This window comes from Actinoplanes sp. NPDC049668, assembly GCF_044465445.1.
GTDB lineage: Bacteria > Actinomycetota > Actinomycetes > Mycobacteriales > Micromonosporaceae > Actinoplanes.
In genome coordinates this window covers 49244-72103 of the sequence record NZ_JBITLR010000008.1, presented here as the reverse complement: position 1 = coordinate 72103, position 22860 = coordinate 49244, and the positions used below count along the sequence as shown (strand labels likewise).

Annotated in this window: 21 protein-coding genes and 1 tRNA gene; 16 read left to right on the top strand and 6 right to left on the bottom strand. The window is 72.9% G+C overall.

Features of this window, described 5'->3' with window-relative positions; all coding sequences use genetic code 11:
* Window positions 1-3: 3 nt before the first annotated feature.
* Window positions 4-717: a VOC family protein gene (locus tag ACIBSW_RS31250; RefSeq protein ID WP_354719658.1), complete on the top strand. Its 714-nt coding sequence runs from the start codon at window positions 4-6 to the stop codon at window positions 715-717.
* A gap of 37 nt (window positions 718-754) precedes the next feature.
* Here ACIBSW_RS31250 and ACIBSW_RS31245 read toward each other — a convergent pair whose 3' ends face one another.
* Window positions 755-985 (bottom strand): hypothetical protein, encoded by a 231-nt coding sequence (locus tag ACIBSW_RS31245; protein ID WP_354719660.1) that lies wholly within the window; start codon window positions 983-985, stop codon window positions 755-757.
* Window positions 986-1054: 69 nt separating this feature from the next.
* Here ACIBSW_RS31245 and ACIBSW_RS31240 point away from each other — a divergent pair, with 69 nt between their 5' ends.
* Both ACIBSW_RS31240 and ACIBSW_RS31235 read left to right on the top strand, forming a co-directional pair.
* Window positions 1055-1687: a TetR/AcrR family transcriptional regulator C-terminal domain-containing protein gene (locus tag ACIBSW_RS31240; protein ID WP_354719662.1), complete on the top strand. Its 633-nt coding sequence runs from the start codon at window positions 1055-1057 to the stop codon at window positions 1685-1687.
* 92 nt (window positions 1688-1779) lie between these two features.
* The gene (locus ACIBSW_RS31235; RefSeq protein ID WP_354719663.1) at window positions 1780-2100 is read left to right on the top strand and encodes a hypothetical protein; all 321 of its coding nucleotides are present in this window, start codon (window positions 1780-1782) and stop codon (window positions 2098-2100) included.
* A 67-nt stretch (window positions 2101-2167) separates the two neighbouring features.
* On the opposite strand, the gene ACIBSW_RS31230 is transcribed toward ACIBSW_RS31235, so the two are convergent.
* From ACIBSW_RS31230 to ACIBSW_RS31220, 3 genes are all read right to left on the bottom strand, one after another.
* Window positions 2168-3028, bottom strand: a complete 861-nt coding sequence (locus ACIBSW_RS31230; RefSeq protein WP_354719665.1) for a hypothetical protein — start codon at window positions 3026-3028, stop codon at window positions 2168-2170.
* Between the two features lie 552 nt (window positions 3029-3580).
* A tRNA-Arg gene (locus ACIBSW_RS31225) sits at window positions 3581-3653 on the bottom strand.
* Window positions 3654-3722: 69 nt separating this feature from the next.
* Window positions 3723-4730, bottom strand: coding sequence for an alpha/beta hydrolase (locus tag ACIBSW_RS31220; RefSeq protein ID WP_354719667.1), 1008 nt, complete (start codon window positions 4728-4730; stop codon window positions 3723-3725).
* A 169-nt stretch (window positions 4731-4899) separates the two neighbouring features.
* Here ACIBSW_RS31220 and ACIBSW_RS31215 point away from each other — a divergent pair, with 169 nt between their 5' ends.
* The 11 genes from ACIBSW_RS31215 to ACIBSW_RS31165 all read left to right on the top strand — a co-directional run bounded on the left by ACIBSW_RS31215 (window position 4900) and on the right by ACIBSW_RS31165 (window position 18814).
* Window positions 4900-5829: a single-stranded DNA-binding protein gene (locus ACIBSW_RS31215; protein ID WP_354719669.1), complete on the top strand. Its 930-nt coding sequence runs from the start codon at window positions 4900-4902 to the stop codon at window positions 5827-5829.
* 965 nt (window positions 5830-6794) lie between these two features.
* Window positions 6795-7763 (top strand): cobalamin biosynthesis protein, encoded by a 969-nt coding sequence (locus ACIBSW_RS31210; RefSeq protein ID WP_354719671.1) that lies wholly within the window; start codon window positions 6795-6797, stop codon window positions 7761-7763.
* A 73-nt stretch (window positions 7764-7836) separates the two neighbouring features.
* Window positions 7837-9390 (top strand): cobyric acid synthase, encoded by a 1554-nt coding sequence (locus ACIBSW_RS31205; RefSeq protein ID WP_354719673.1) that lies wholly within the window; start codon window positions 7837-7839, stop codon window positions 9388-9390.
* Window positions 9387-9995, top strand: coding sequence for a hypothetical protein (locus tag ACIBSW_RS31200; protein WP_354719675.1), 609 nt, complete (start codon window positions 9387-9389; stop codon window positions 9993-9995). Before ACIBSW_RS31205 ends, ACIBSW_RS31200 begins: the two co-directional genes overlap by 4 nt.
* Before the next feature lie 40 nt (window positions 9996-10035).
* Window positions 10036-11109 (top strand): M48 family metallopeptidase, encoded by a 1074-nt coding sequence (locus ACIBSW_RS31195; protein ID WP_354719677.1) that lies wholly within the window; start codon window positions 10036-10038, stop codon window positions 11107-11109.
* Window positions 11110-11169: 60 nt separating this feature from the next.
* Window positions 11170-12519, top strand: a complete 1350-nt coding sequence (locus ACIBSW_RS31190) for a dipeptidase (RefSeq protein ID WP_354719679.1) — start codon at window positions 11170-11172, stop codon at window positions 12517-12519.
* Between the two features lies 1 nt (window position 12520).
* Entirely contained in the window at window positions 12521-13990 is a 1470-nt protein-coding gene (locus ACIBSW_RS31185) for an FAD-dependent monooxygenase (RefSeq protein WP_354719681.1), read from the top strand.
* A 499-nt stretch (window positions 13991-14489) separates the two neighbouring features.
* Window positions 14490-15821 carry an MFS transporter gene (locus ACIBSW_RS31180; protein ID WP_354719683.1) on the top strand — a complete coding sequence of 444 codons (1332 nt, stop codon included), beginning with the start codon at window positions 14490-14492 and terminating at the stop codon, window positions 15819-15821.
* A gap of 211 nt (window positions 15822-16032) precedes the next feature.
* The gene (locus ACIBSW_RS31175) at window positions 16033-16239 is read left to right on the top strand and encodes a hypothetical protein (protein ID WP_354719685.1); all 207 of its coding nucleotides are present in this window, start codon (window positions 16033-16035) and stop codon (window positions 16237-16239) included.
* 495 nt (window positions 16240-16734) lie between these two features.
* Window positions 16735-18297: an ATP-dependent DNA ligase gene (locus tag ACIBSW_RS31170; RefSeq protein ID WP_354719686.1), complete on the top strand. Its 1563-nt coding sequence runs from the start codon at window positions 16735-16737 to the stop codon at window positions 18295-18297.
* A gap of 172 nt (window positions 18298-18469) precedes the next feature.
* Window positions 18470-18814 carry a cupin domain-containing protein gene (locus ACIBSW_RS31165; protein WP_354719774.1) on the top strand — a complete coding sequence of 115 codons (345 nt, stop codon included), beginning with the start codon at window positions 18470-18472 and terminating at the stop codon, window positions 18812-18814.
* 15 nt (window positions 18815-18829) lie between these two features.
* Here ACIBSW_RS31165 and ACIBSW_RS31160 read toward each other — a convergent pair whose 3' ends face one another.
* Complete coding sequence (locus ACIBSW_RS31160; protein ID WP_354719688.1) at window positions 18830-19261, bottom strand: hypothetical protein; 432 nt, start codon at window positions 19259-19261, stop codon at window positions 18830-18832.
* A 10-nt stretch (window positions 19262-19271) separates the two neighbouring features.
* Entirely contained in the window at window positions 19272-20096 is an 825-nt protein-coding gene (locus tag ACIBSW_RS31155) for an SURF1 family protein (protein ID WP_404799532.1), read from the bottom strand.
* Between the two features lie 105 nt (window positions 20097-20201).
* Between ACIBSW_RS31155 and ACIBSW_RS31150 the strand changes: the two genes are divergently transcribed.
* Window positions 20202-21662: a cobyrinate a,c-diamide synthase gene (locus ACIBSW_RS31150; protein WP_354719691.1), complete on the top strand. Its 1461-nt coding sequence runs from the start codon at window positions 20202-20204 to the stop codon at window positions 21660-21662.
* A gap of 491 nt (window positions 21663-22153) precedes the next feature.
* The gene (locus ACIBSW_RS31145) at window positions 22154-22756 is read left to right on the top strand and encodes a TIGR03086 family metal-binding protein (RefSeq protein ID WP_354719693.1); all 603 of its coding nucleotides are present in this window, start codon (window positions 22154-22156) and stop codon (window positions 22754-22756) included.
* Window positions 22757-22860: the final 104 nt, after the last annotated feature.

The window sequence follows — 22860 nt, the reverse complement described above, 5'->3', positions numbered from 1 at the left end:
TGCATGACCGGTTCACTGCGGGCCGTGGCGCTGGACGCCCCGGACATCGAGCGCCTGGCCACGTTCTACGAGCAGCTCGCCGGCTGGCGGCGCGTGTACGGCGACGACGACTGGATCACGCTGAACACCGATGACGGCTGGCGGATCGGCCTGCAACTGGCCACCGACCACACGCCGCCGCGCTGGCCGGGTCAGGACCGCCCGCAGCAGGCACACCTCGACTTCCGGGTGCCGGACATCGACGTGGCGGCCGAGCGCGCCCAGGAGCTCGGCGCCACGCTGCTGCGGCGCAACGAGCGGTGGCACACGCTGGCCGACCCGGCCGGCCACCCGTTCGACCTGTGCGTCAACCCGGACGACCCGCGGACCACCCTGATGGGGGTCATGCTCGACTGCCCCGACGCCAAGGCGCTGAGCCACTTCTACGCGGAACTGCTCGGCAAGCCGGTGACGTACGAGGCGGACGGGGTCGCCATGATCGGCGAGGACGGCGCGCAGCCGGTGCTGTTCCAGCAGGTGGAGGGGTATGTTGCGCCGCGCTGGCCGGATCCGGCGTACCCGCAGCAGCTGCATCTCGACGTGACCGTGCAGGACTTCGACGTGGCGGAAGAGAGCGCGGTGGGCCTCGGCGCCACCCGCCTGGACGGGGGCGGGCCGAACTGGCGCGTGTACGCCGATCCGGCCGGCAAGCCGTTCTGCCTCGTGCGGAACGAATAGCCGGTTCCCGGCAGCGGGCCGCTCGTGTGCGGGCCGATCACGGCTCCCGGTTGAAAAGCGCGGCGATCCGGCGCTGCCAGGCCGGCATGAACCGCGGCGGGCGGGCAGTCGAATGGTTCCAGCTGTGGTTCAGCGAAGGGCGGCGGGTGGCACTGCGGCGACCCGCCCGGCCGTGGACCGGCGTGCCCTGGTGTCCGGCAGGCCGGTCGGTGTGCGCAGGCACCCCGGGGACGCGGTGGGTCGCCCAGTGCAGCAGCTTGCTCGCCATCACCATCTCCTCCTCTATCAGTGATAGAGAAACCCTAGCACTGATAGAGTGCCGCCGGGAGGTACCGAATTGGCGCTGGATCGACAGCGGATCGTCGCCGAGGCCGTCGCCCTGCTGGACGCCGACGGTCTCGACGGTGTGACGACCCGCAAACTCGCCGCGCGGCTCGGCGTGCAGTCGCCGACCCTCTACTGGCACCTGCCCAACAAGGCGGCCCTGGTCACCGCGATCGCCGACGCGATACTCGACCAGGAGTTCGGCGACATGTCACCGCCCGAGCCGGACCAACACTGGCAGGACTGGTTGACCGGCCTGGCGGAGCGGCTGCGCCGCGCGCTGCTCGCCCATCCGGACGGCGCCCGGGTCGTCTCCACCTCCCAGCTCTCCGTCACCATGGCGGCGATCTCCGAACTGGCCATGAGCACCCTGGTGGCGCGCGGCATCCCGTTGCGGGAGGCCCGCGTGATCGTCCTGACCGTCGAGCGCTTCACGGTCGGCCACGTCCTCGAAGAGCAGGCACCGCGCCCGGACGCGGAGGCGCTGAAGAACTTCGACATGGCCGCGTTCGCCGAGCGGCACCCGACCGCGGTCACCGCCATCGCCGAGTACTTCCAACCCGGCCGCACCGTGGACGACCTGTTCCGGGACTGCCTCGAGGTGGTCATCGAGGGCGCCGCGGTCAAAGCCCGGGCCGCCTCCTGACCGATCAGGCGCTGGTCGACTGTGGACGGTGTCCGGGTCGGTCGAGCCTGGCGGAACAAGCATCGGGGCCTGTGGTGGTTAGGCTGATCGACATGTCATCGGAGGATCTGCGCGGCTGGGACTACTACCGCACCGGGGTGCGGTCCCTGCGGATCGTCGCCGGCGCCTTCCTGCTTGCCCTGGCCGCCACCGGGCTGATGGCCCTGGAGGTGCAGGTGCAGGTGGTCGGCAGGATCGCGGCGGCGCTGCTCTTCATCCTCGTGATTGCCTTCATTTTCACGATGCCGCTGTTCCTGCGGGCGTCGAAGATCAACGCAGACGCGGCACGGGAGCGGGGCGGATACCAGATCGACGGCAGCACGACGTTGCTCCGAATGATCATTTCGGACGCGTTCAAGGGCTTCCGAAACTGAATCGGTCAGTTGCTCTTGTCCACCGGCGGCCGCCGTGTCGTCCGGGTGGCCGCCGGTGGATCATGGTTTACCAGGTGGGATTCGTCGGCGCCGTGGTGGCGGTCGGCATCAGAAATGCGGTGGAGAACGGCTCGGTGCGGGCACGCATGTCGGCGTACGCGGTGAGCAGCAGCGGCGGGAAAAGCGTTCCGGCGACCACCGAGAAGAGGGAGGTCACCACCGCTTCCGCGATGATCGAGGCGACGGTCATCTGACCCTGCGCGGCGAACCCGCCGGCGCCGCCGAAGATCGCGGCGAAGATGGCCGAGACGATCGACGAGGCGACGTTGACACCGAATCCGAGGCCGGCGATGGTCGCGATGCGGGAGACCGACGTGCCGAGGTCGGCGTGGAACAGCTGGAAGCAGCGGCCGATGCCGACGCCGCGTTCCACCATGACGACGGCCGTCAGAATCGACACCACCGCGGCGATGTAGACGCCCGGCAGGATGCAGAAGATGAACCCGAGCACCACCGCGAAGCCGGCGAGGATTCCCCAGCCGAGCATCGCCGGAACACGACGCAGGCTGGCCATCAGCGCGGCGCCGATCGACACCGGCTGCCCGGTCACCTTCTGGATCATGAGCTGGTAGGCCGCCCCACTCACCACCAGGCCGGCCAGCCCGGCGACGAGCGCCACCGGGATCAGCACCAGGAACGGGAGGAAGAGTTCGCCCAGGTCGATGTCGCCGGGTACGCCGCTCTGGGCGGAGGCGGTGGCGGCATTGAGCTGGTCCATGAAGGAGAGTTGGACCGCGACCATCACGATCAGCACCGGGATCACCCAGATCAGCTGAATCAGCGCCACCGGCTGCCAGACGGCCTTCAACAGCGCGAAGCTACGGCTCCACCAGCCGGCGAAGTCGGGGCTGACCAGCGGGTCGGTCACCCCGGTCTGGTACCCGGGCGGAATCGGGTAACCCGGCGGAACGCCGTACCCGGGCGGCGGCGCGTAGTAACCGGGAGGTGGCCCGTACCCGGGCGGCGGCGCGGGGTAACCGGGAGGTGGCACGTACCCGGCGGGCGGCGCGGAATAACCCGGCGGTTCCCAGGATCCGGGCGGAGCCGGGAGGTGGGGCTGCGTGGGGTCTCCCGGGGGCGCGCTGCCGGGTCCGTAGGGCGGGGAGGTGGGGACGCCGCCCGGCGGGGGCGCGGCGGGCTCGGCCGACCGGTCCCCGTCCCGTGATGGTGCGGGCACACCGTCTGGGGTTGACGGCTCGTCAGGCTCGCCCGTACCCCTGGAATTATCGGTCAACGTCGCTCTCCTCGCACAAGATCAGAGGCGACACCATAGCGGCCGGGGTGCTCCGCCCGCTGTCCCATAACGGCGGCCACGGCCGCGCTGCGGCGTCGCCGCACTCGGGCGACGCGACCGGCGCCTGCTCCACGAGTCGCACCATGCGGCCCTGGTAAAGATCGCTGATCAGGCCTCTGAGTTGGGCGCGCCCGGCAGGATTCGAACCTGCGACCGACGGATTAGAAGTCCGTTGCTCTATCCGCTGAGCTACGAGCGCCTGGCCGGCCCACAGGCTGGGCTGGCCTGCACATACTAGAGTTTCGCCGCCGCCCGGTCGAGCGGGATGTCAGTGAGTCGTCGCGCCCGCTTTGTCCTCCGGGGCGGGCGGTACCGAGACCTCCGGCGTGCCCTGCGGCGGTACGAACGCGTCCACCCATCTGCCCAGCTCGCGGAAGACCTCCGTGCGGACGTCCTTGCCGGAGAGCGTGAGGTCGTGCAGGCCGCCGTCGAATCGGGCGATCATCACCCGTGGTCCGAGGCGCGGCGCCCAGCGCACGATGTGTTCCACGTCCAGGACCGCGTCGGAGACCCGGACATCCTCGGTCCAGTCGCGGCCGCGGAAGGTCCGGGTGGAGCAGGCTACGAGCACAGGTGCGTCGATGGCCAGCCCGGCGCGCAGGCGGGCCTGGCCGCGCCGGATCGCTTCAAGCCATCCCGTACGCACGGGAAAGCCGTTCAGTGGCTTCCACGCGAGGTCGTACGTCCACTCGCCACGGTAATCGCTGTGCAGACTCTGGCCGTACAGGCCGAGGGTGGGGACGGGCACCGCCCGGTAAGGCCTGCGGCCGGCCCGGCCGACGATCTTCATCAGTGGCCTGCGTAGCAGCCACGGCACGTTGAAGTCGAAGAACGGGCTGTTCAGGAACAGTCCGTCGACGAGGCCCTGTCCGCTGCGGGAGTGCGCCCAGAGCGACGTGACCAGGCCGCCGGTGGAGTGGCCGGCGACCAGCAGCTGGTCGTGGCCGTCCACCTCGCGGATGATCCGGACCGCCTCGTCCAGTTCCGGGTAGTAGTCGGTGAGGCTGCGGCAGAAGTTGGGCGTCTGGTGCTCGAGCAGGCTGCGGCCGTACTTGCGTAGGTCGAGCGCGTAGAAGTCCCAGCCCCGTTCGACGAAGAAGTCGGCCAGGTGGGTCTGGAAGAAGTAATCCACGAATCCGTGCACGTAGAGCACCGCGCGGCGCGACGGGGTGTCCCCGCGGCGGCGGACGAGGGTCGCGATGACGGCGCCCTCGTCGTCGGTGCCCAGGTCGATGGTGTGTCGCTCGTACGGCAGGCCCAGGACGTCGGTCTCCACGCCGTTAGGTTACCCACGCGTAGGGTTCTTGGCGCTATACCAGAGCCGACCGATCTTGAGTGGTTATCCACATTCTGCCGTTGTCCACAGGCCGGAAGGGCTTTCGAAGCGGACATCCGGGCGTTCGATGCACGCTGCTTCCCAGATTCCCCACGTCGAAGGAGAAGCAGTGTTCGAGACAAACGTGGTAGTCGTCGGAAATGTCCTCACCGCGCCGGAGTGGCGCCGCACCACCAGCACCAACGCGCTGGTCGCCAACTTCCGGGTGGCGTCGACCGCGCGGCGGCTGGATCGGGAGAGCGGCCGCTGGGTGGACGGCAACCAATTCCGCGTACGGGTCAACTGCTGGCGCCGCCTCGCCGAGGGCGTGGCGTCCTCGGTGACGGTCGGCGACCCGGTCGTCGTGGCGGGTCGCCTCTTCACCCGCGACTGGACCGACGCCGACGGCAACCTGCGCACCACGTACGAGATGGAGGCGGTGTCGGTCGGCCACGACCTGGCCCGCGGCCGCGGCCGTTTCCTGCGCAACAAGCCGGCCGCCGCGACGAGCACGGTGGAGACGGCGGAGGCCGAGGGCCAGGTTCGCGGCGAGGCCGCGGAGCCAGTCTCCGACGAGGAGGCCCCGACCGTGTACGGAGAGGGCGTCCTCGACGGCGACGAGCCGACGTTCGAGGACGTCCCCGCGGGGCTGGCCCTGCGCGGCGGCAGCCTCGAGCCGTTCGATATCGACATGACGGTCCCGCCGATGGACGAGCCCAGGTCCTCAGATGTGCCCAGTTCCTCGGGCGAGCCCGGCTCTCCGGGTGTGCCCGGGTCCTCAGATGTGCCCAGTTCCTCGGGTGAGCCCAGCTCTTCGGGTGTGCCCGGGTCCTCAGATGTGCCCAGATCCTCGGGTGAGCCCGGCTCTCCGGGTGTGCCCGGCTCTCCGGGTGTGCCCGGGTCTTCGGATGAGCCCGGTTCTTCGGGCGAGGTCGGCGGCTCGGGGGCGCCCGGGCCGTCGAGAGGCTCCGATGAGCTCGAGGCGGAGACTGCGGGCGAGGGCGGCGGGCGGCGGGCCGGTCGTGCCCGCAGCAGTCGGCGGCAGCCTGTGCCCGCCTGAGGTCTGCTGAGCTGCCGCCGCTGCGGGACCGGCATCCCCCGTGGGTTCCGCAGCGGCGGCGCCGGACCGGCCCTCCCTTCCATCCATCCGGCCGACAACCGTCGCCTGGCGCCGTCCTCCGCGGCCGCCATTGCGTGGGAGTTCGGGCGGTGCGCACCGTTGTGGGTGTGGATGGCCGAGGGCCGGCCGGCCGATGGGCCTCGCCGGGGGCCAGCGCGAGGTCCATCGGCCCGGCGGGTGGGTGCCCGGTTGACGGGCACCGCTCGCCCATCCCCCTGCCGCGCGGCGCTCGCCGCCGCCGGCGGCCCGGCCGTCGCCGTTCGACGGCGGCCGGGCCCTGAACCGCGGCGGCGGAGAGTCTCCCCGTCCTCCGCCGCCGCTCGCATACCCGGTCGATCCGGCGCCCCGGGGTTAGCGCCGAGAACGACCGGCCCGGCGGGTGGGTGTTCGGTGGTCGGCACCCACCCGCCATCCGGGCCGCCCGGCCCGCGCCCCGGGGCGCTCCCCGAAACCCGCCCGGAGGCGCATCCGCCCAGCACGGCGGAACCGCGCCAACGCGGGCCGGGCGGCATCGGCCGGCCGCCGCCCCAGTCGCCGGGGCGGCGGCCGGCACGCGCCGCACTGCTGAACCGGCCGGCGGGCGTGCCAGCCGAGCACGCGGCGCGGCGCCGGCCGCCATAGGCATGGAGGGACTGGGCAGCGCCGGGTGCGGCCGGTGCTTGCTACGGGGCGGTGTTGGTCGGCACTCGGCGCGGTGCCGAGCCTGGTCGGCCGCCGGGTATCGGCTGACATGTGTCTGCGGTGCCCGGGCCCAGGCGTCGGCTTGTGTGTGGGCAGTGCCCAGAGCCGGTCGCCGGGATGGCGGTCGGTATGCGGTGCGGTGCCAGGAGAGGGGAGAAGTGTGGGTGGAGCGGATGGCTGAGGGATGGGCTTACTAGGGTGGGCGAGTGGGAGGAACTGGGCGAATGCGGATCCTGAAACCGGGCGCCGGCGCTGCCGATGCCGTCGGGCTGCTCGCGGGCTATGCCCTGGACGCGGTGCTCGGTGACCCCCGGCGCCTGCACCCGGTGGCCGGCTTCGGCCGGGCCGCCGGCGAGTTGGAGCGTCGCCTCTATGCGCCGAAGCGCCGCGCCGGGGCCGCTTTCACCGCCGTCGCGGTCGGTGTTCCGGTCGCGGCCGGGATCGCCGCCGCCGCGCTTACCCGGCGGCGGCCCGTGGCCCGGGCCGTGCTGGTCGCCGCAGCGACCTGGACCGTCCTGGGCGGGCGCACGCTGCGCCGCGAGTCCGCCGTGATGGCCGGGCACCTGGAGCGTGCCGACCTGCCCGCCGCGCGTGGGCGGCTCAGCCACCTCTGCGGCCGCGACCCCGCGGCCCTCGACGAGCCCGAACTCGCCCGCGCCACCGTGGAATCGGTCGCCGAGAACACCTCCGACGCGGTCGTCGCGCCGCTGCTCTGGGGTGGGCTGCTCGGCCTGCCCGGGCTGCTCGGCTACCGGGCCGCCAACACGCTCGACGCGATGGTCGGGCACCGGTCTGCGCGGTACGCCCGGTTCGGCACCCCGTCGGCGCGCCTCGATGACGCGCTCAACCTGCTGCCGGCCCGGCTCACCGGGCTGCTCACGATTGCCGCCGCACCGGTGGCGCGGGGCGAGAGCGCGGAGGCCCTCCGGGTGTGGCGGCGGGACCGCAACGATCACCCCAGTCCGAACGCCGGGCAGTGCGAGTCCGCGATGGCCGGCGCGCTCGGCGTACGGCTGGGTGGGCGCAACGTCTACTTCGGACGTACCGAGACCCGGCCGTTGCTGGGTGACGGGCCGCGGCCGTCCGCCGGCGATCTGCGCCGCGCGGCCCGGATCTCCGGCGCCGTCGGCGTCGGCGCCGTGGCGCTTGCCGCGGGCGTCGCGCTGCTCCGGTCCGGGCTGGTGCGCCGATGAGCGAGCCTGCGAGCGAATCATCAACGCTGCGCCCGACGAATGTCATCGCCGTGGCGCCGGCGGAGGCGATGGCATGAGCGGGGGGCTGCTGGTCGCGGGGACCACTTCGGACGCGGGCAAGAGCGTGCTCACCGCCGGGATCTGCCGGTGGCTGCACCGCCGCGGCGTCAAGGTCGCGCCGTTCAAGGCGCAGAACATGTCCAACAACTCCGTCGTCGTGGTCGGCGCCGACGGGCGCGGCGGCGAGATCGGGCGCGCACAGGCCATGCAGGCCGCCGCGTGCGGGATCGCGCCGGACATCCGCTTCAACCCGGTGCTGCTCAAGCCCGGCAGCGACTACTCCAGCCAGGTCGTGCTGCTCGGCCAGGCCGTCGACACCGTGACGGCGGGCAACTATCGCTCTCTGCGGCCGCGGCTCGCCGAGGCCGCGCACGCGACGTTGGCGGAGTTGCGCGCCGAGTTCGACGCGGTGATCTGCGAGGGCGCCGGCAGCCCGGCCGAGATCAACCTGCGGGACGGCGACTTCGTCAACATGGGCCTGGCCCGGCACGCGGGGCTGCCGGCGATCGTGGTCGGCGACATCGACCGCGGCGGGGTCTTCGCCGCCTTGTTCGGCACGGTCGCGCTGCTCAGCGCCGAGGATCAGGCGTTGGTCAGCGGGTTCGTCATCAACAAGTTCCGTGGCGACGCGGGCCTGCTGCGACCGGGGCTCGACATGATCACCGCTGCCACCGGGCGGCCCGTGCACGGCGTGCTGCCGTTCAACCTGGACGTGTGGCTGGACGCCGAGGACTCCCTGGCGTACGGGCGGGTGCTCGGCCGGCCCGCCGCGCCGCGCGGCACCGAGTGGCTGCGGGTCGCGGTGGTCCGCCTGCCGCGCATCTCCAACGCCACCGACGCCGAGGCCCTCGCCACCGAGCCGGGCGTCCAGGTCCGCCTGACCATCGAGCCCGCCGAGATCGCCGACGCCGACCTGGTCGTGCTGCCCGGTTCCAAGGCGACGGTCAGCGACCTGGCCTGGCTGCGCGAGACCGGCCTGGCCGAGACGATCCGCGCGCACGCCACGGCGGGCAAGCCGCTCCTCGGGATCTGCGGCGGGTTCCAGATGCTCGCCGGCACCATCCACGACGACGTCGAGAGCCGCCGCGGCACCGTCGCCGGCCTCGGCCTGCTGCCGGTCGACATCACGTTCGGCGAGCGGAAGACCCTGGCCCGGTCGCGGGGCGCGGCCTGGGGGCAGGTCCCGGTCAGCGGCTACGAGATCCACCACGGGTACGTGTCGGCGGGCGACCCCGAGCCGCTGCTGCGGTACGCGGACGGCGCACCGGAGGGCGCGGTCGTCGGGGCGATCTGCGGCACACATTGGCATGGCGCCTTCGAGTCGGACGAGTTCCGCCGCCGGTTCCTGACCGAGGCCGCCCGGCAGGCGGGCCGGTCCGGCTTCGTGGTCGCGCCGGACACCCGGTTCGCGCAGGTACGCGAACGCGCGCTCGACGTGCTCGGCGACCTGGTGGAGGAGCACCTCGACACGGATGCGCTCTGGCGACTCATCGAAACGGGGCCACCGGACGGCCTCCCGTTCATCCCGCCGGGAGCACCCGCCGTCCCGGGAGCCCTCGCCGGATGAGTGCCGAGACCTATGCGGCCCTGGCCGAGCGGATACTCGCCACCGAGCCCAGGCTCGGTCCCGTGCGGCTGGTGGCCGTCGACGGGCCCAGCGGGGCCGGCAAGAGCAGGTTCGCCGGACGGCTGGCCAAGGTCGCCGACATTCCCGTCGTGCACACCGACGATCTGCTCGACGGCTGGGACGACCAGTTCACCTTCTGGCAGCGGCTCGAGGAACAGGTGCTCGATCCGCTGCGGCACGGCCGGCCCGCCAGCTATCGCCGCTACCTCTGGCACCGGGGGGCGTTCGGCGCGGACCCGGTCACCGTCGAGCCCGCTCCGGCCGTACTGCTGGAGGGCGTGACCGCCGCGCGGCGGGTGATCCGGCCGGAGCTTTCGTACTCCGTACTGGTGACCGCGCCGCCGCAGTTGCGATGGCGACGTGCCATAGCCCGTGACGGGCGCGACGATGTTGCGTTTCGGGCGTACCTTGAGCGCTGGCGCGCAAACGAGGACGAGCACTTCGAGTCGGACGAGACCGCGGCGCATGTGGATCTTCTGGTCGACGGCGCGGCGGAGGGTGCCGACGATCGCTACGTTCGGCTCTGGCCGGCGCCGGCGGACTGAACCATGATCAGCCGTGAGAGCGGCGGAACGGGGACGGACGATGACGACGACCGACGACAGCCGCCCGGCGCGGCGCCGGATCACGCTGACCGGCATCAGCTCCCGGGCCTGGGAACACCCCGCCGACCGCGGCGCCCTTACCGCCCTGCGTGAGCTGCGCGGCTTCGACGACGTCGTGAAGGCGTTCTTCGGCATGTGGAACGAGCGCGGCTTCCGGCTCTCGTACCTGGCCGGTGCCATCCGCGTCGACCACCGCCAGTACCCGCGGGTCTACCAGCGCTTCACCGAGGCGGCCGCCACGCTCGACGTGGCCGAGCTGCCCGAGCTCTACGTGGAACAGTCGCCGATGATCAACGGTCAGGCGATCGGCATGGACAAGCCGTTCATCGTGATCACCACCGGGGCGGTCGAGAAGCTCGACGACGAGGAGCTGCGCGCCCTGCTCGGCCACGAGATCGGCCACGTGCGCAGCGGCCACGCCGTCTACAAGACGATCATGATGATCCTCACCCGCTGGGCCGCGAGCCTGGCCTGGATGCCGGTCGGCGCCATCACGCTGCGGGCGATCATCGTGGCGATGTACGAGTGGTGGCGCAAGGCCGAACTCTCCGCCGACCGGGCCGGCCTGCTCGCCGGCCAGGACCCGGCCGCCTCGCTGCGCCTGCTGATGAAGCTCGCGGGCGGCGGCGACCTCTCGCAGATCGACACGGCGGCGTTCCTGGAGCAGGCCGCCGAGTACGAGGGCGGCGGCGACCTCCGCGACAGCATCCACAAGCTGGGGATGACCGCGTGGAGCACCCACCCGGTGCCGGTCGCCCGGGCCAGCGAGCTGCGCCGCTGGATCGACGCCGGGGACTACGGCCGGATCCTCGAGGGCGACTATCCGCGCCGCGACTCCGACGGCAACGCCTCGGTCACCGAGGACGTCAAGGCGGCCGCGGACTCGTACCGGCAGACCTTCAACACCTCACAGGACCCGCTCGTCGGCCTGCTCCGCAAGCTCGGCGGCGGCGCCGCCGACATGGCCGGATCCGCGGCCCGGGGCGCCCGCAGCTGGGCCGGCCGGGGCCGCGGCGGCGAGGGGGAGACGCCTCCGGCGCCGCCGGAGAGCTGACTATCCACAGCCCTTGAGGTGAGCCCCCGGCGCCCGGCCCATCCCGCCTAGGATCGCCTCATGAGCCTGACAGAAGACGAACTGCGCGCCGCGATCACGCGGGAGCTGCCCGGTGTCCGTGCCGACCTCGAGCGGCTGGTCCGCATCCCCGGGATCGCATTCGACGGCTTCGACCACTCGCACGTCGAGCGGTCCGCCGAGGCCGTCGCCGAGCTGCTGCGCGGCTGCGGCCTCGAGGTGCAGATCGTCCGCGGCTCGGGCCAGCCCGCGGTCATCGGCCACAAGACCGCCCCCGCGGGCGCGCCGACCGTCCTGCTCTACGCGCACCACGACGTGCAGCCGGCCGGCGACCCCGCGCTGTGGACCAGTGACCCGTTCGAGCCCGTCGAGCGCGACGGCCGCCTGTACGGCCGGGGCGCCGCCGACGACAAGGCCGGCGTGATGGCGCACGTCGCGGCGCTGCGAGCGTTCGGCGACCGGCTGCCGGTCGGCGTCGTGGTCTTCGTGGAGGGCGAGGAGGAGTTCGGCTCCGAGTCGCTCGACGAGCTGCTCGTCGAGCACCGGGACACGCTGCGCTCCGACGTCATCGTCATCGCGGACTCCGGCAACTGGGACATCGGCGTGCCGGCCCTGACCACCTCGCTGCGCGGCCTGGTCAACTGCTTCGTCGAGGTCAGCACCCTCGGCGCGGCCGTGCACAGCGGCATGTTCGGCGGCGCGGTGCCGGACGCGCTCACCGTCCTGGCGCGGCTCATCGCCACCCTGCACGACGAGAACGGCGAGGTCGCCATCGACGGCCTGATCGGCCGGGAGAACGCCACCGTCGACTACCCGGAGGACCGCTTCCGCCACGAGTCCGGGATCCTCGACGGGGTCAAGCTGATCGGCCAGGGCCGGCTCACCGACCGGATCTGGTCCAAGCCGGCGGTCGCGGTGCTCGGCATCGACGCCCCGCGGACCGACGGGGCACCCAACGCCCTGGTGCCCAAGGCGAAGGCCAAGCTGAGCGTGCGGCTGGCGCCCGGCGACGACTGGCAGTCGGCGTACGCGGCGATCCGCGCCCACCTCGAGAAGTTCGTGCCGTGGGGTGCCCAGGTCGAGGTGACGCTGGAGAGCGGGGGAGCGCCCTGCGTGATCGACGCGACCGGGCCGGCCTACGACGCCGCGCGGTCCGCGTTCCGCGACGCCTGGGACGGCGTGGCCCCGGTCGACATGGGCGTCGGTGGCTCGATCCCGTTCATCGCCACGTTCCAGGAGCTCTTCCCCGGTGCGGCGATCCTGGTGACCGGCGTCGAGGACCCCTACGCGGCCGCGCACGGCCCCAACGAGAGCCTGCACCTCGGCGAGTTCGCCCGGGTCTGCCTCGCCGAGGCGCTGCTCCTGCGCAACGTGGGCGCGCTGGGCAAGTGACATGACCGACGAGCTGAGCTGCGACGTTCTCGTGGTCGGTGCCGGGCCGACCGGGCTGATGCTGGCGAACTGGCTGGTGAAGCTCGGCGTCCGGGTGATCGTCGTGGACGGCAAGGACGGACCCACCCGGGAATCGCGGGCGTTGGTGGTCCAGGCGCGCAGCATCGAGGTGTACGACCAACTCGGCCTCGCCGACGCGGTCCTCGATGCGGCGCACCGGGCCGAGGCGCTCGCACCGGGCTTCGGCCGCCGCGTCTTCGGCCGGATTCCGCTCGGGCCGCTGGGCGGCGACGTCACGCCGTACCCATGGATCGAGGTCCTGGAGCAGAGCCGCAACGAGCAGATCCTGTACGCGAACCTGCAGGCGCTCGGCGGCTCGGTCCGCTGGGGCGAGCCGGTGACCAAGCTGACCGGCGGCCCGGACGGCGTCGAGGCGGTCGTCGGAGACACCACGATCACGGCCCGCTTCTGCGTCGGCGCCGACGGGGCCAACTCGGTGGTACGCAAGTCGCGCGCCATCGCGTTCGACGGCGTCACCAGCCCGCACACGTTCTACGTCATCGACGCGACCGAGGTGGCCGGCCTGGTCGACGACGCGATCAACGTGCGCCCCGGAAAGGCGGACTTCGTCCTCGGCTTCCCGATGCGCGGCCATGGCAACTGGCGCCTGATCGGCCTGGTCCGCGACGAGGACGCCGACGGCAAGCTGGCCGAGGACGACGCCCGGACCAGGATGGACCGCGACTTCTCGGTGACGTACGGGCAGTCCCGCTGGTTCGCCACCTACAAGGTCCACCACCGGGTCGCCGGCAGCTTCCGGGACGGCCCGTTCTTCCTCGCCGGCGACGCGGCGCACGTGCACTCCCCGGTCGGCGGCCAGGGCATGAACACCGGCCTGCAGGACGCCCACAACCTGGCCTTCAAACTGGCCGACGTGGTGCACGGCCGTGCCGCCGACGCCTGGCTGGACCGCTACGAGGCCGAGCGCCGGCCGGTCGCGAAGACCCTGGTGGCGACGACCGACCGGCTGTTCGGCTTCATCACCTCGCAGAAGACGTCGCTGAGCGTCCTACGCCGGTTGGCCGTGCCGGTCCTGGCGTCGATCGGCGTCCGGGCGCTGCCGCGCACGGCGGGCGGCTCGCGCTTCTTCGAGTACGTGTCGCAGATCCGCATCCGCTACGAAATGACCCCGAACGAACAGTCGGACCCGGTCGTCGGCCGCCGGCTGCAGTGGGCAGGAGGCAACTTCGAGGTGCTGCGCGCCCTGCAATGGCAGATTCACGGGTACGGCGGACTGACCGAGTCCGACGCGCCGGACCTGGGGCTGCCCGTGCACATTTTTGACGCCGCGCCGCAGACGAAGCTGATCCCGGGACAGCTCTACCTAGTAAGGCCGGACGGGTTCGTCGCGGCGCAGGCGACGCCGGCGGCGGCGGCCGAGGTATTCCGGCGCGCGATGCCGCCGCGATAACCGCCCGCGGCCGCCCCACCGCGCATGACCTCCAGGCCGCGCCACCGCCCCCGGCGTATTCCGCCGTCGGCCTCCGCCGGGCTGGCAGGTGTTTGTGCGGTGGCGGCGGCTTCGCGGTGGGGGCCATTGCTCGCCGGGAGTTGGTGTTTGCGGGTGTGGGGTGAAGGCCCAGCTGTGGGCGTTTGCTCGCCGGGAGCCTGCGGTGGTGGCTTTCGCTGGGTGTTTGCTCGCGGGGAGCCTGCGGTGGTGGCTTCGCTGTGGGTGCCTTGCTCGCTAGGAGCTGTTGGAAGTCCGCGGGCGCCCGCGCGGTGGGTGCTTTGCTCGCCGGGATCGTCGCCGACCTCGGCGGCATTGGCGCCGAGGGCTGGGTCGGCGCTGCCAACGCCCGGCGCATCCGAGCTGCTCGCCCGGGTGCGCTTGGATGAACGCGCCTCGACATTGACGAACCGCCCTCACCCGTAGGTGCGCTGCCGTATCCGCCGGAAGGACCCGTCACCCCATGGCCAACAACGCGTACACCGACTCGCCGGCTGCCCGCGAGGCCCTGCAGCGCCGAACCCTGCGCGTCGTCATGACCTCCCAGGTGTTCGGCGGTGCCGGGCTCGCCGCCGGGGTCACCGTCGGCACGTTGCTGGCCGCGGACATGCTGGGCACCAGCAGCCTGTCCGGACTGCCGGTGGCGCTGTTCACGGCCGGGTCCGCCGCTGCCGCCCTGCTGGTCGGCCGCCTCTCGCAACGCCTCGGGCGCCGCGCCGGTCTGACCGCCGGGTACGCCGCCGGCGCGATCGGCGGCGCCGGAGTGGTGCTGGCCGCCGCCGTCGACAGCGTCCCCCTGCTGCTGGTGTTCCTGCTCGTCTACGGTGCGGGTACCGCCACCAACCTGCAGGCGCGCTACGCCGGCGCCGACCTCGTCGGCCCGCAGCGCCGGGGTCGCGCCGTCAGCTCCGTTCTCGTCGCCACCACCCTCGGCGCGGTCGCCGGCCCGAACCTCGTGGCCATCACCGGCGACGTCGCCCGGCAGGCCGGCATCCCGGCCCTGGCCGGCCCGTTCGGCCTCGCCGCGATCGCATACGCCGTCGCCGGCGCGGTTCTGTTCGCCCTGCTGCGCCCGGACCCGCTGCAAATATCACGCCGCATAGCCGCCGCCGAGCCGCCGGATACGGCTGTCGCCAAGCTGCCGGACACGGCTGTCGCCGAGCCGCGGGTTGCGGCTGCCGCCGAGCTGCCGGTCGCTGCCATCGCCGGACCGCAGCGAACCCTTGGCAGCGAGCCGTCCGCCGGCGTCATGGCTGGGGCGACCACGATGGTCCTCACCCAGCTCGTGATGGTCGCCGTCATGGCGATGACCCCGATCCACATGCGGGCACACGGCCACGACCTGCACGCGACCGGCCTCGTCATCGCCGTCCACATCGCCGGTATGTACCTGCCGTCCCCGCTGACCGGCCTGCTCGTCGACCGCGTCGGCCGCGTACCCGTCGCGGTGGCATCCGGGCTGACGCTTCTCGTCGCCGGTGTGGTCGCGGCGAGCGCGCCCACCGACTCGGTCGCCGTCCTTGCTCTGGCTCTTGCCCTGCTCGGCCTGGGCTGGAACCTCGGCCTGGTGTCCGGCACCGCCATGATCACGGACGCGCTGCCGTTGCAGACCCGGGCCGGAACGCAGGGAGCCGTCGACCTGTGCGTCGCGCTCGCGGGGGCGGGCGGCGGCATCGCCAGCGGCATGATCCTCTCCGCCACCAGCTACGCGACCCTCGCCCTGGGCGGCGGGCTCGTCGCGCTCGCCATCATCCCGCTCATCGCGCGCCGACGACCGACCGACGCCACCGCTTAGCCCGGGCTGACCCGCCATCACATCCGCCGCACACCGCGCCCGCCGCGTCAGCGCACTGCCGGGCCGCCGGGCTGCCGGGCTGCCGGGCGTCGGCCGTCGGGCTGCCGGGCGTCGGGCTGCCGGGCGTCGGGCCGTCGGGCGTCGGGAACAACCGGCCAAGGGGCGCGGCGAGTCGGGTGCGCGCAGAGATCAGTCCTGTTAGGATTCGAACATGAGTTCGAATGACGCTATCGCGGCACTTCGCGCCGCAGGCAGTGCTCTGGGGGACGTCGACGTCTCCGGGTGGGATGAGGCCGCCCTCAGCGACAAGCTCGCCGAGTTGTCCGACGCCCTCTGCCAGCTTGATGCGCAGGTCAGCCGTGTCGCCGACGCGGTTCGCGCGCGTGGTTTCCGGGTCGCGGAGCCGGTCGCCGCCTGACTGCGCCCTGTTTCCGGTTCTGCTGCCCGGCGGATCCCGTCGTCGCGATCCGCCCGGCGCCAGTCCCACAGCCGGACCGGCCGCGGCCCGGTCCCGGCTCCGAGAATCAAACCTGCCTGGGTGACCTGGCCTCGCGAGCCGGGGCTCCCTCGTTCCGACTGTCCGCCGCGTCACGCCGGGTTCGCCCGGCTCCAGCTCGCTCGGCCCGTCGTCGTCACCGGCGCAGCACAGGCCGAGCCTCGCGAGCGCCAGCTGCTGCGGCACCCGCAGCGCCGGTCTGGGCCACTGCGGGTCTGGGCCACTGCGGGTCCGGGCCATTGCCGGTCCGGGCCACTGCCCGTGCCTCCGCGCGGGCCGTTTAGCCGCCGAACCGGCCGGCCTCGGCGGGGTAGGCCGGCCGGTTCGGCCAGCTTGGGTCCGATCGGGGCCGGTGCCGACCGCTTCACGGGGGAGCGTGTCGTCGCCGGCCCGCGAATGTCGTAGGGGGCTGCCAGGATGGGGTTCGTGCAGTTCCTCGACCTGGCAGCCACCTCGGCAGCCGTCTCCGCGACATCCGGCCGCAAGGCCAAGATCGACCTGCTCGCCGCCGCGCTGCGTCGCCTCGACCCCGGCGAGCTGGCCGCAGGTTCCGCCTACCTTGCCGGTGAGCTGCGACAGCGGCAGACCGGCGTCGGCTACGCCGGCCTCCGGGACCGGCCCGCACCGGCCGCCGAGGCCAGCCTCACGGTGGCCGAGGTCGACGCGCGGATCGCCGAGATCTCGGCGGTCTCCGGGGTCGGCTCGCAGGCCCGTCGCCGCGAACTGCTCGCCGGGCTCTTCGGCCGGGCGACGGCCGACGAGCAGCGGCTGCTGGTCGGCCTCTTCAGCGGCGAGATCCGCCAGGGCGCGCAGGCAGGCCTGCTGGCCGACGCCATCGCGCGGGCCGCCGAGGTGCCCATCGCCGAGGTCCGCCGGGCGCTCCTGCTCTCCGGTGACCTCAAGCAGGTAGCCGTCGCCGCGCTGACCGGCGGGTCGGCGGCGCTCGCCGACTTCAGCCTGCGGGTCGGCACGCCGCTCACCCCGATGCTGGCCGGCAGCGCCCCGGACGTCGGCGCCGCGCTGCTGGCGACCGGGGCGCCGGCCACCGTCGACGTCAAGCTCGACGGCATCCGCATTCAGGTGCACCGCTCCGGCGACGAGGTGGCCGTCTTCACGCGCAGCCTCGACGACATCACGTCCCGGCTGCCCGACGTCGTCGCGGCCGTCCGGGCGCTGCCGGCTCGGGAGATCGTGCTCGACGGCGAGGCGATGGCCCTCGACGCGCTGGGACGACCCCGGCCGTTCCAGGAGACGTCCAGCCGCGCGGCCACCCGCGGTGCCCGCCGCGGCGGCGCGGCCGGGCCGAGCGCGGGCCCGGCGCTGGTTCCCTACTTCTTCGACCTTCTGCACCTGGACGGCACCGACCTGCTCGACGAGCCCGGCCGGGTGCGCTGGGCGGCCCTCGCCGACGCACTGCCCGCCGACCTGATCGTCGACCGCCGCACCGTCGAGACCGAGGAGCAGGCCGCCGAGGCCTTCGCGGCCGCCCTCGCCGCCGGCCAGGAGGGCATCGTGGTCAAGGCGCAGGAGGCGCCCTACGACGTGGGCCGCCGCGGTGCCGCCTGGGTCAAGGTCAAGCCCCGGCACACCCTCGACCTGGTCGTGCTGGCCGTCGAGTGGGGCCACGGCAGGCGTCAGGGGTGGCTGTCCAACCTGCACCTCGGTGCCAGGGACTCGCACACCGGCGGGTTCGTCATGCTCGGCAAGACCTTCAAGGGCCTCACCGACGAACTGCTGCGCTGGCAGACCGAGCGATTCAAGGAACTGGCGATCGACGACTCCGGCTGGGTGGTCACGGTCCGGCCCGAACAGGTCGTGGAGATCGCCTTCGACGGCGTGCAGACCTCCCCGCGCTACCCCGGAGGCGTGGCGCTGCGATTCGCGCGAGTGCTGCGCTATCGCGACGACAAGCGCGCGGAGGAGGCGGACACCATCGACATGGTCAAGGCCCTCGGTATGCCGGCGAGTCCGGACGTGTGAGCCGGCCAGGGGCCGCCGCGAGTCCAGACGTGTGAGCCGGCCAGGGGGCCGCCGCGAGTCCAGACGTGTGAGCCGGCCAGGGGAGCGCCGCGAGTCCAGATGCGTGAGCCGGCCAGGGGGCCGCCGCACATGCCGCGGCAGCCGGTGGCCCTAGGGTTCCAGTGTGGAGATCATGTCGTTCGATGTCGTGGCGGGGCGGTCCGTGGATGCCTATGGCAGCGTGGGAGTGACCGCTCAGACGGTCTTACGCGGGGACGCGTTCGCTGTCACGGTGCTGCACGTCGCGGCGGGTGGTGAGGTGGGCAATCACCCGGCGCCGATGGATCAGCTGATGATGATCACGGCAGGCCGCGGTGCCGTGCGGACCGGCGGTGCGGGCTGGGAAGACGTCAGCTCCGGGCAAGCGGTGCTGTGGCGCGCTGGTGAGGAGCACACCACCAGGGCAGTGGAAGAGATCACAGCCGTCGTGATCGAAGTGCCGGCCGCGCCTCTCGTGCGGTCGCAACGACACGATTGAGCTGTGAGAGTCGCCCTACAGCGCGGCCAGGGATCGGACGTAGTTGACCTGCTGATGGACGTACGTCACCTGGGACGGGTCCGTCACCGGGATGCGGGCGACGTACTGGCGGGTGGCGTTGGTGACCGTCACCTGCACGGTTCCGCGCGGGATGGTGACCTTGACCAGCAGGAACAGCAGGCTGAAGACCGTCAGCACGCAGAAGCCCACGATCGCGGCGACGATCGCCCAGGTCGGGATCTTCTGCTCGCTGTGCCAGTAGTCGTTCACGGTCCAGGTCGAGCCCGCCAGTGGGATGTCGCCCGCCGGCGTGTGCACCACCGTCGACGTCACGCCCATGTCGCCGATCTGGATGACCACGGGGCCGGGCACCATCATCGGGTCCACCGGCGGGGGCGGCGCCGGCACGCTCCACGGGTCGCTCGCGGTCGGGTCCGGGAAGGTCACCCGACAAACCCTAGTCGGGCGCGCGCGTGCTGGGAACGGTCGTCAGCCGCTGGTCCGCGGCGGCGACCCGGTCCTCGCGCTGCTTCGGTGCGTCGCCGTTCGCCTCCTTGCGGGCCTGCCAGCCGTACGCCAGCAGCGCCATCACGGCGAACAGCCACCACTGGACCGCGTACCCGCCGTTCTGCCAGGAGTCCTCGTGGTCGATCGGGATGGGCTCGAAGCCCGGTGCCGGGTCGCTGAGCAGCACGTACGCCCCGTACACGGGGAAGGGCAGCTCCTTGGCCAGCTTGGGCACCGCGATGCGCCGGGTGTCGATCCGGCCGTTGCGGTGCTCGATCGGCGCCGGGCGGCTCTCGGACAGGTGAACCTGGCCGACGACGGTGACCTCGCCCGTCGGCGGGGCCGATGCCACGGGGGGCGAGACGGCGTCGCCGTTCGCGGACGGTACCCAGCCGCGGTCGACCAGGACGGCGGTGCCGTCGGCCAGCACCAGCGGCGTGACGATCTCGAAGCCCACCGCGCCGTCGACCGTACGGCCGCGGGCCTGGATCTCGTGCGCCGGGTCGTAGCGTCCGGTGACGGTGACCTTCGTCCAGGCCGCGTCCTTGCCGGGCCCCGCGCCCGGCGTGCCGGGCGTGGTCGGCCTGGTCAGCACGGACGTCAGCGGAACCGCCGGGATGGAGTCGGCCGCGTCGATGCGGGTATTGATCGCGCTGCGCTCCTGGTACCGGTGCAGCTGCCAGTTGCCGAGCATCACCATGACCACCGACGCGGCCACGGTGAGCGCCGCGCCGGCCAGCCAGCGGGGCGTCAGCAGGAACCGGTACACGATCAGAGGCTACCCGGCTCCCGTCGGCGGCTCGCGTCTGGCAGGTAGGGTGCGATGTCCGGCCGTCAATATCACGTTGCCGCTGATTTCCGTATCCCCGAGGGAGCCATGATGTCCGCCCACTCGCGCGTGGTCGTGAGCGCACCCTCGTCGGGGCATGGCAAGACCGCTATCGCGGTCGGCCTGCTCGCCGCCTGCAGCGCCCGGGGTGTGCCGGCCGCCGGATTCAAGGTCGGCCCCGACCACACCGACGCCGCCTACCTTGGCCTGGCGGCCGGCCGGCCGGGTCGCAACCTGGATCCGCGCCTGGTCGGCGCGCAGCGAATCGCTCCGCTCTTCGCGCACGGCGCGGCCGGATCGCAGGTCGCGGTCATCGAAGGCGCGATGGGCCTGTTCGACAGCCTGACCGGACAACCCGAGATCGACGGTACGGCCGCAGTCGCCGCCGCCCTGCGCGCGCCGGTGATCCTGGTGGTCGACGTGGCGGCGATGGGCCACTCCCTGGCGGCGCTGGTGCACGGGTTCCGGATGTTCGACGAGATGGTGCACCTCGGCGGCGTCATCCTGAACCGGGTCGCCTCGCCGCGGCACGAGGAGATGCTCCGGACGGCGCTGGACGACATCGGCATGCCGGTGCTGGGCGCACTGCGCCGCGGCGACCTCCCGGCCGTCCTGCCGGCCCGCGCGCAGGGCTCGGTACCGGTCGCGCACCACAGCGTGGAGGCGGTCCGCGCGGTGCGCCGGCTCGGCGAGGCCGTCGCGAGCGCGCTCGACATCGACCGGGTCCTCGCGCTGGCCGACGGGGCCCCGCCGCTGCCCGGCCAGGCCTGGTCGCCGATCGAAGCTCTGGCCGACGGCGCCGGCGAGCCCCCGGTTCCACCCGAGAACCGGCCGGTGGTCGCGCTGGCCGGCGGGCCGGGAGCCGTCTACACGTACGTGGAGGCGGCGGAGCTGCTCACCGCGGCCGGCGCGGACGTGGCGATCGTGGACCCGCTGCGCGACGAGGCCCTGCCGGTGGGCACCCGGGCGCTGATGATCGGCGCCGCGCTGCCCGAGGGCTACGCGGAGGAGCTCTCCGCGAACCGTCGGCTGTGCGCGGCGGTGAGCCAGCTGGCACACGAGGGCCGCCCGATCATCGCCGAGGGCGTCGGCCTGCCGTGGCTGGGCCGCGACTTCGACGGCCGCCCGATGTGCGGGGTACTGGACGTGTCGGCGCAGACCGCGGGGGTGACGATCGCGGGCTACCGCGAGGCGACGGCGCCGGCGACTTCCCCGCTGGCCCCGGCGGGCGCCCGGATCACCGGGTACAAGCAGCACCGGGCGGTCGTCGCGCCGCGCGCCGGGCAGGTGCCGGCGTGGACCTGGGCGGGCGGGAACCCGGAGGGTTTCGTGTGGCGGCAGGTGCACGCGTCGCAGCTCGGGCTGCACTGGGCGGGCGCGCCGGAGATCGCGCGCCGGTTGGTCGCGGCCGCGCTGACACCCGCGCCGGGCATGGGCCCCGCCCAGCCGGAGGACGACGACTCCGGCGAGCAGACCCTCTCCCTCTCCGCGATCACCCCACCACAGGCCTGATCCGCCCGAGCGGCCCCAGTGAGTGTGGGCCGGGAAGGGAGCGTGGCGGTCGCGCGGTGAGCGCGATCGTGGCAGGGAACCCGCAGAGCCTGGGTGGCTGCGGTGAGCGTGCAGAGCCTGGGTGGCTGCGGTCAGCGTGCAGAGCCTGGGTGGCCTGGGGGAGCACGAAGAGCCTCGGTGGCTGCGGTGAGCGTGCAGAGCCTGGGTGGCTGCGGTGAGCGTGCAGAGCCTGGGTGGCTGCGGTGGGCGCGGAGAGCCTGGGTGGCTGCGGTGGGCGCGGAGAGCCTGGGTGGCTGCGGTCAGCGTGCAGGGCCTGGGGGAGCACGAAGAGCCTCGGTGGCCGTGGAGAGGCCGGAGTGGGCGGGAGACGACAGCCGCCTGGAGGGTGGCGTCTGCCGGTTCCGCCCCCGCTGCGAAGACCCACTCGGAGTCCGGCGATTGTCGCACCCCGGCCGTACGGTGAGGGTGTTCCGCGAGAAGGGAGCATCGCCGTGGCTGATCGTGTCCCCCTGGATTTCTCACCACCGGTTCGCCAGATCCGGGCACTGCTGCTGGGCGTCACCGACGACCACCTAGGCTCCCCGACACCCTGCCCCGGCTGGACGGTCGGCGACCTGCTCGATCACCTGACGGGGCTCTCCTGGGCGTTCACTCAGGCCGCGCAGAAGACCGATGCGCCCGGCTCCGACTCCCCGCCGCCCCAGCCGTCGGCCGCCAACCTGGCGCCGCACTGGCGCAGCCGGCTCCCGGTCGTTCTCGAGGACCTGGCGATCGCGTGGCGGTCGCCGGCGGCGTGGGAGGGCACGGCCCGGGCGGGCGGCGTGACCATGCCGGCCGCCGCGATGGGCACGGTCGCGATCAACGAGTTGATCATGCATGGGTGGGACCTGGCCCGGGCCACCGGGCAGGAGTATGCCGCGGATCCGCGGATCCTGGAGCAGTTGATCGAGTTCCTGTCCCAGGGCCCCCGTGAGGGCACACCCGGCCTGTTCGGCCCGGTCGTGGACGTCGACGACGAGGCCGACCTGCTGGAGCAGGCGGTCGCCCTGGCCGGCCGCAACCCCCACTGGCGACCGACCTCGTCGGCCCACTGAAGGCAACGCCGGGCTTTGGCCGGCCGCGGCCAGTGCTGGGCCGGTCTTGTTGGCGGGCCGCAGCTCGGTCTGGCGGCTGACCTTGTTGGCTGGTCGCGGACCCG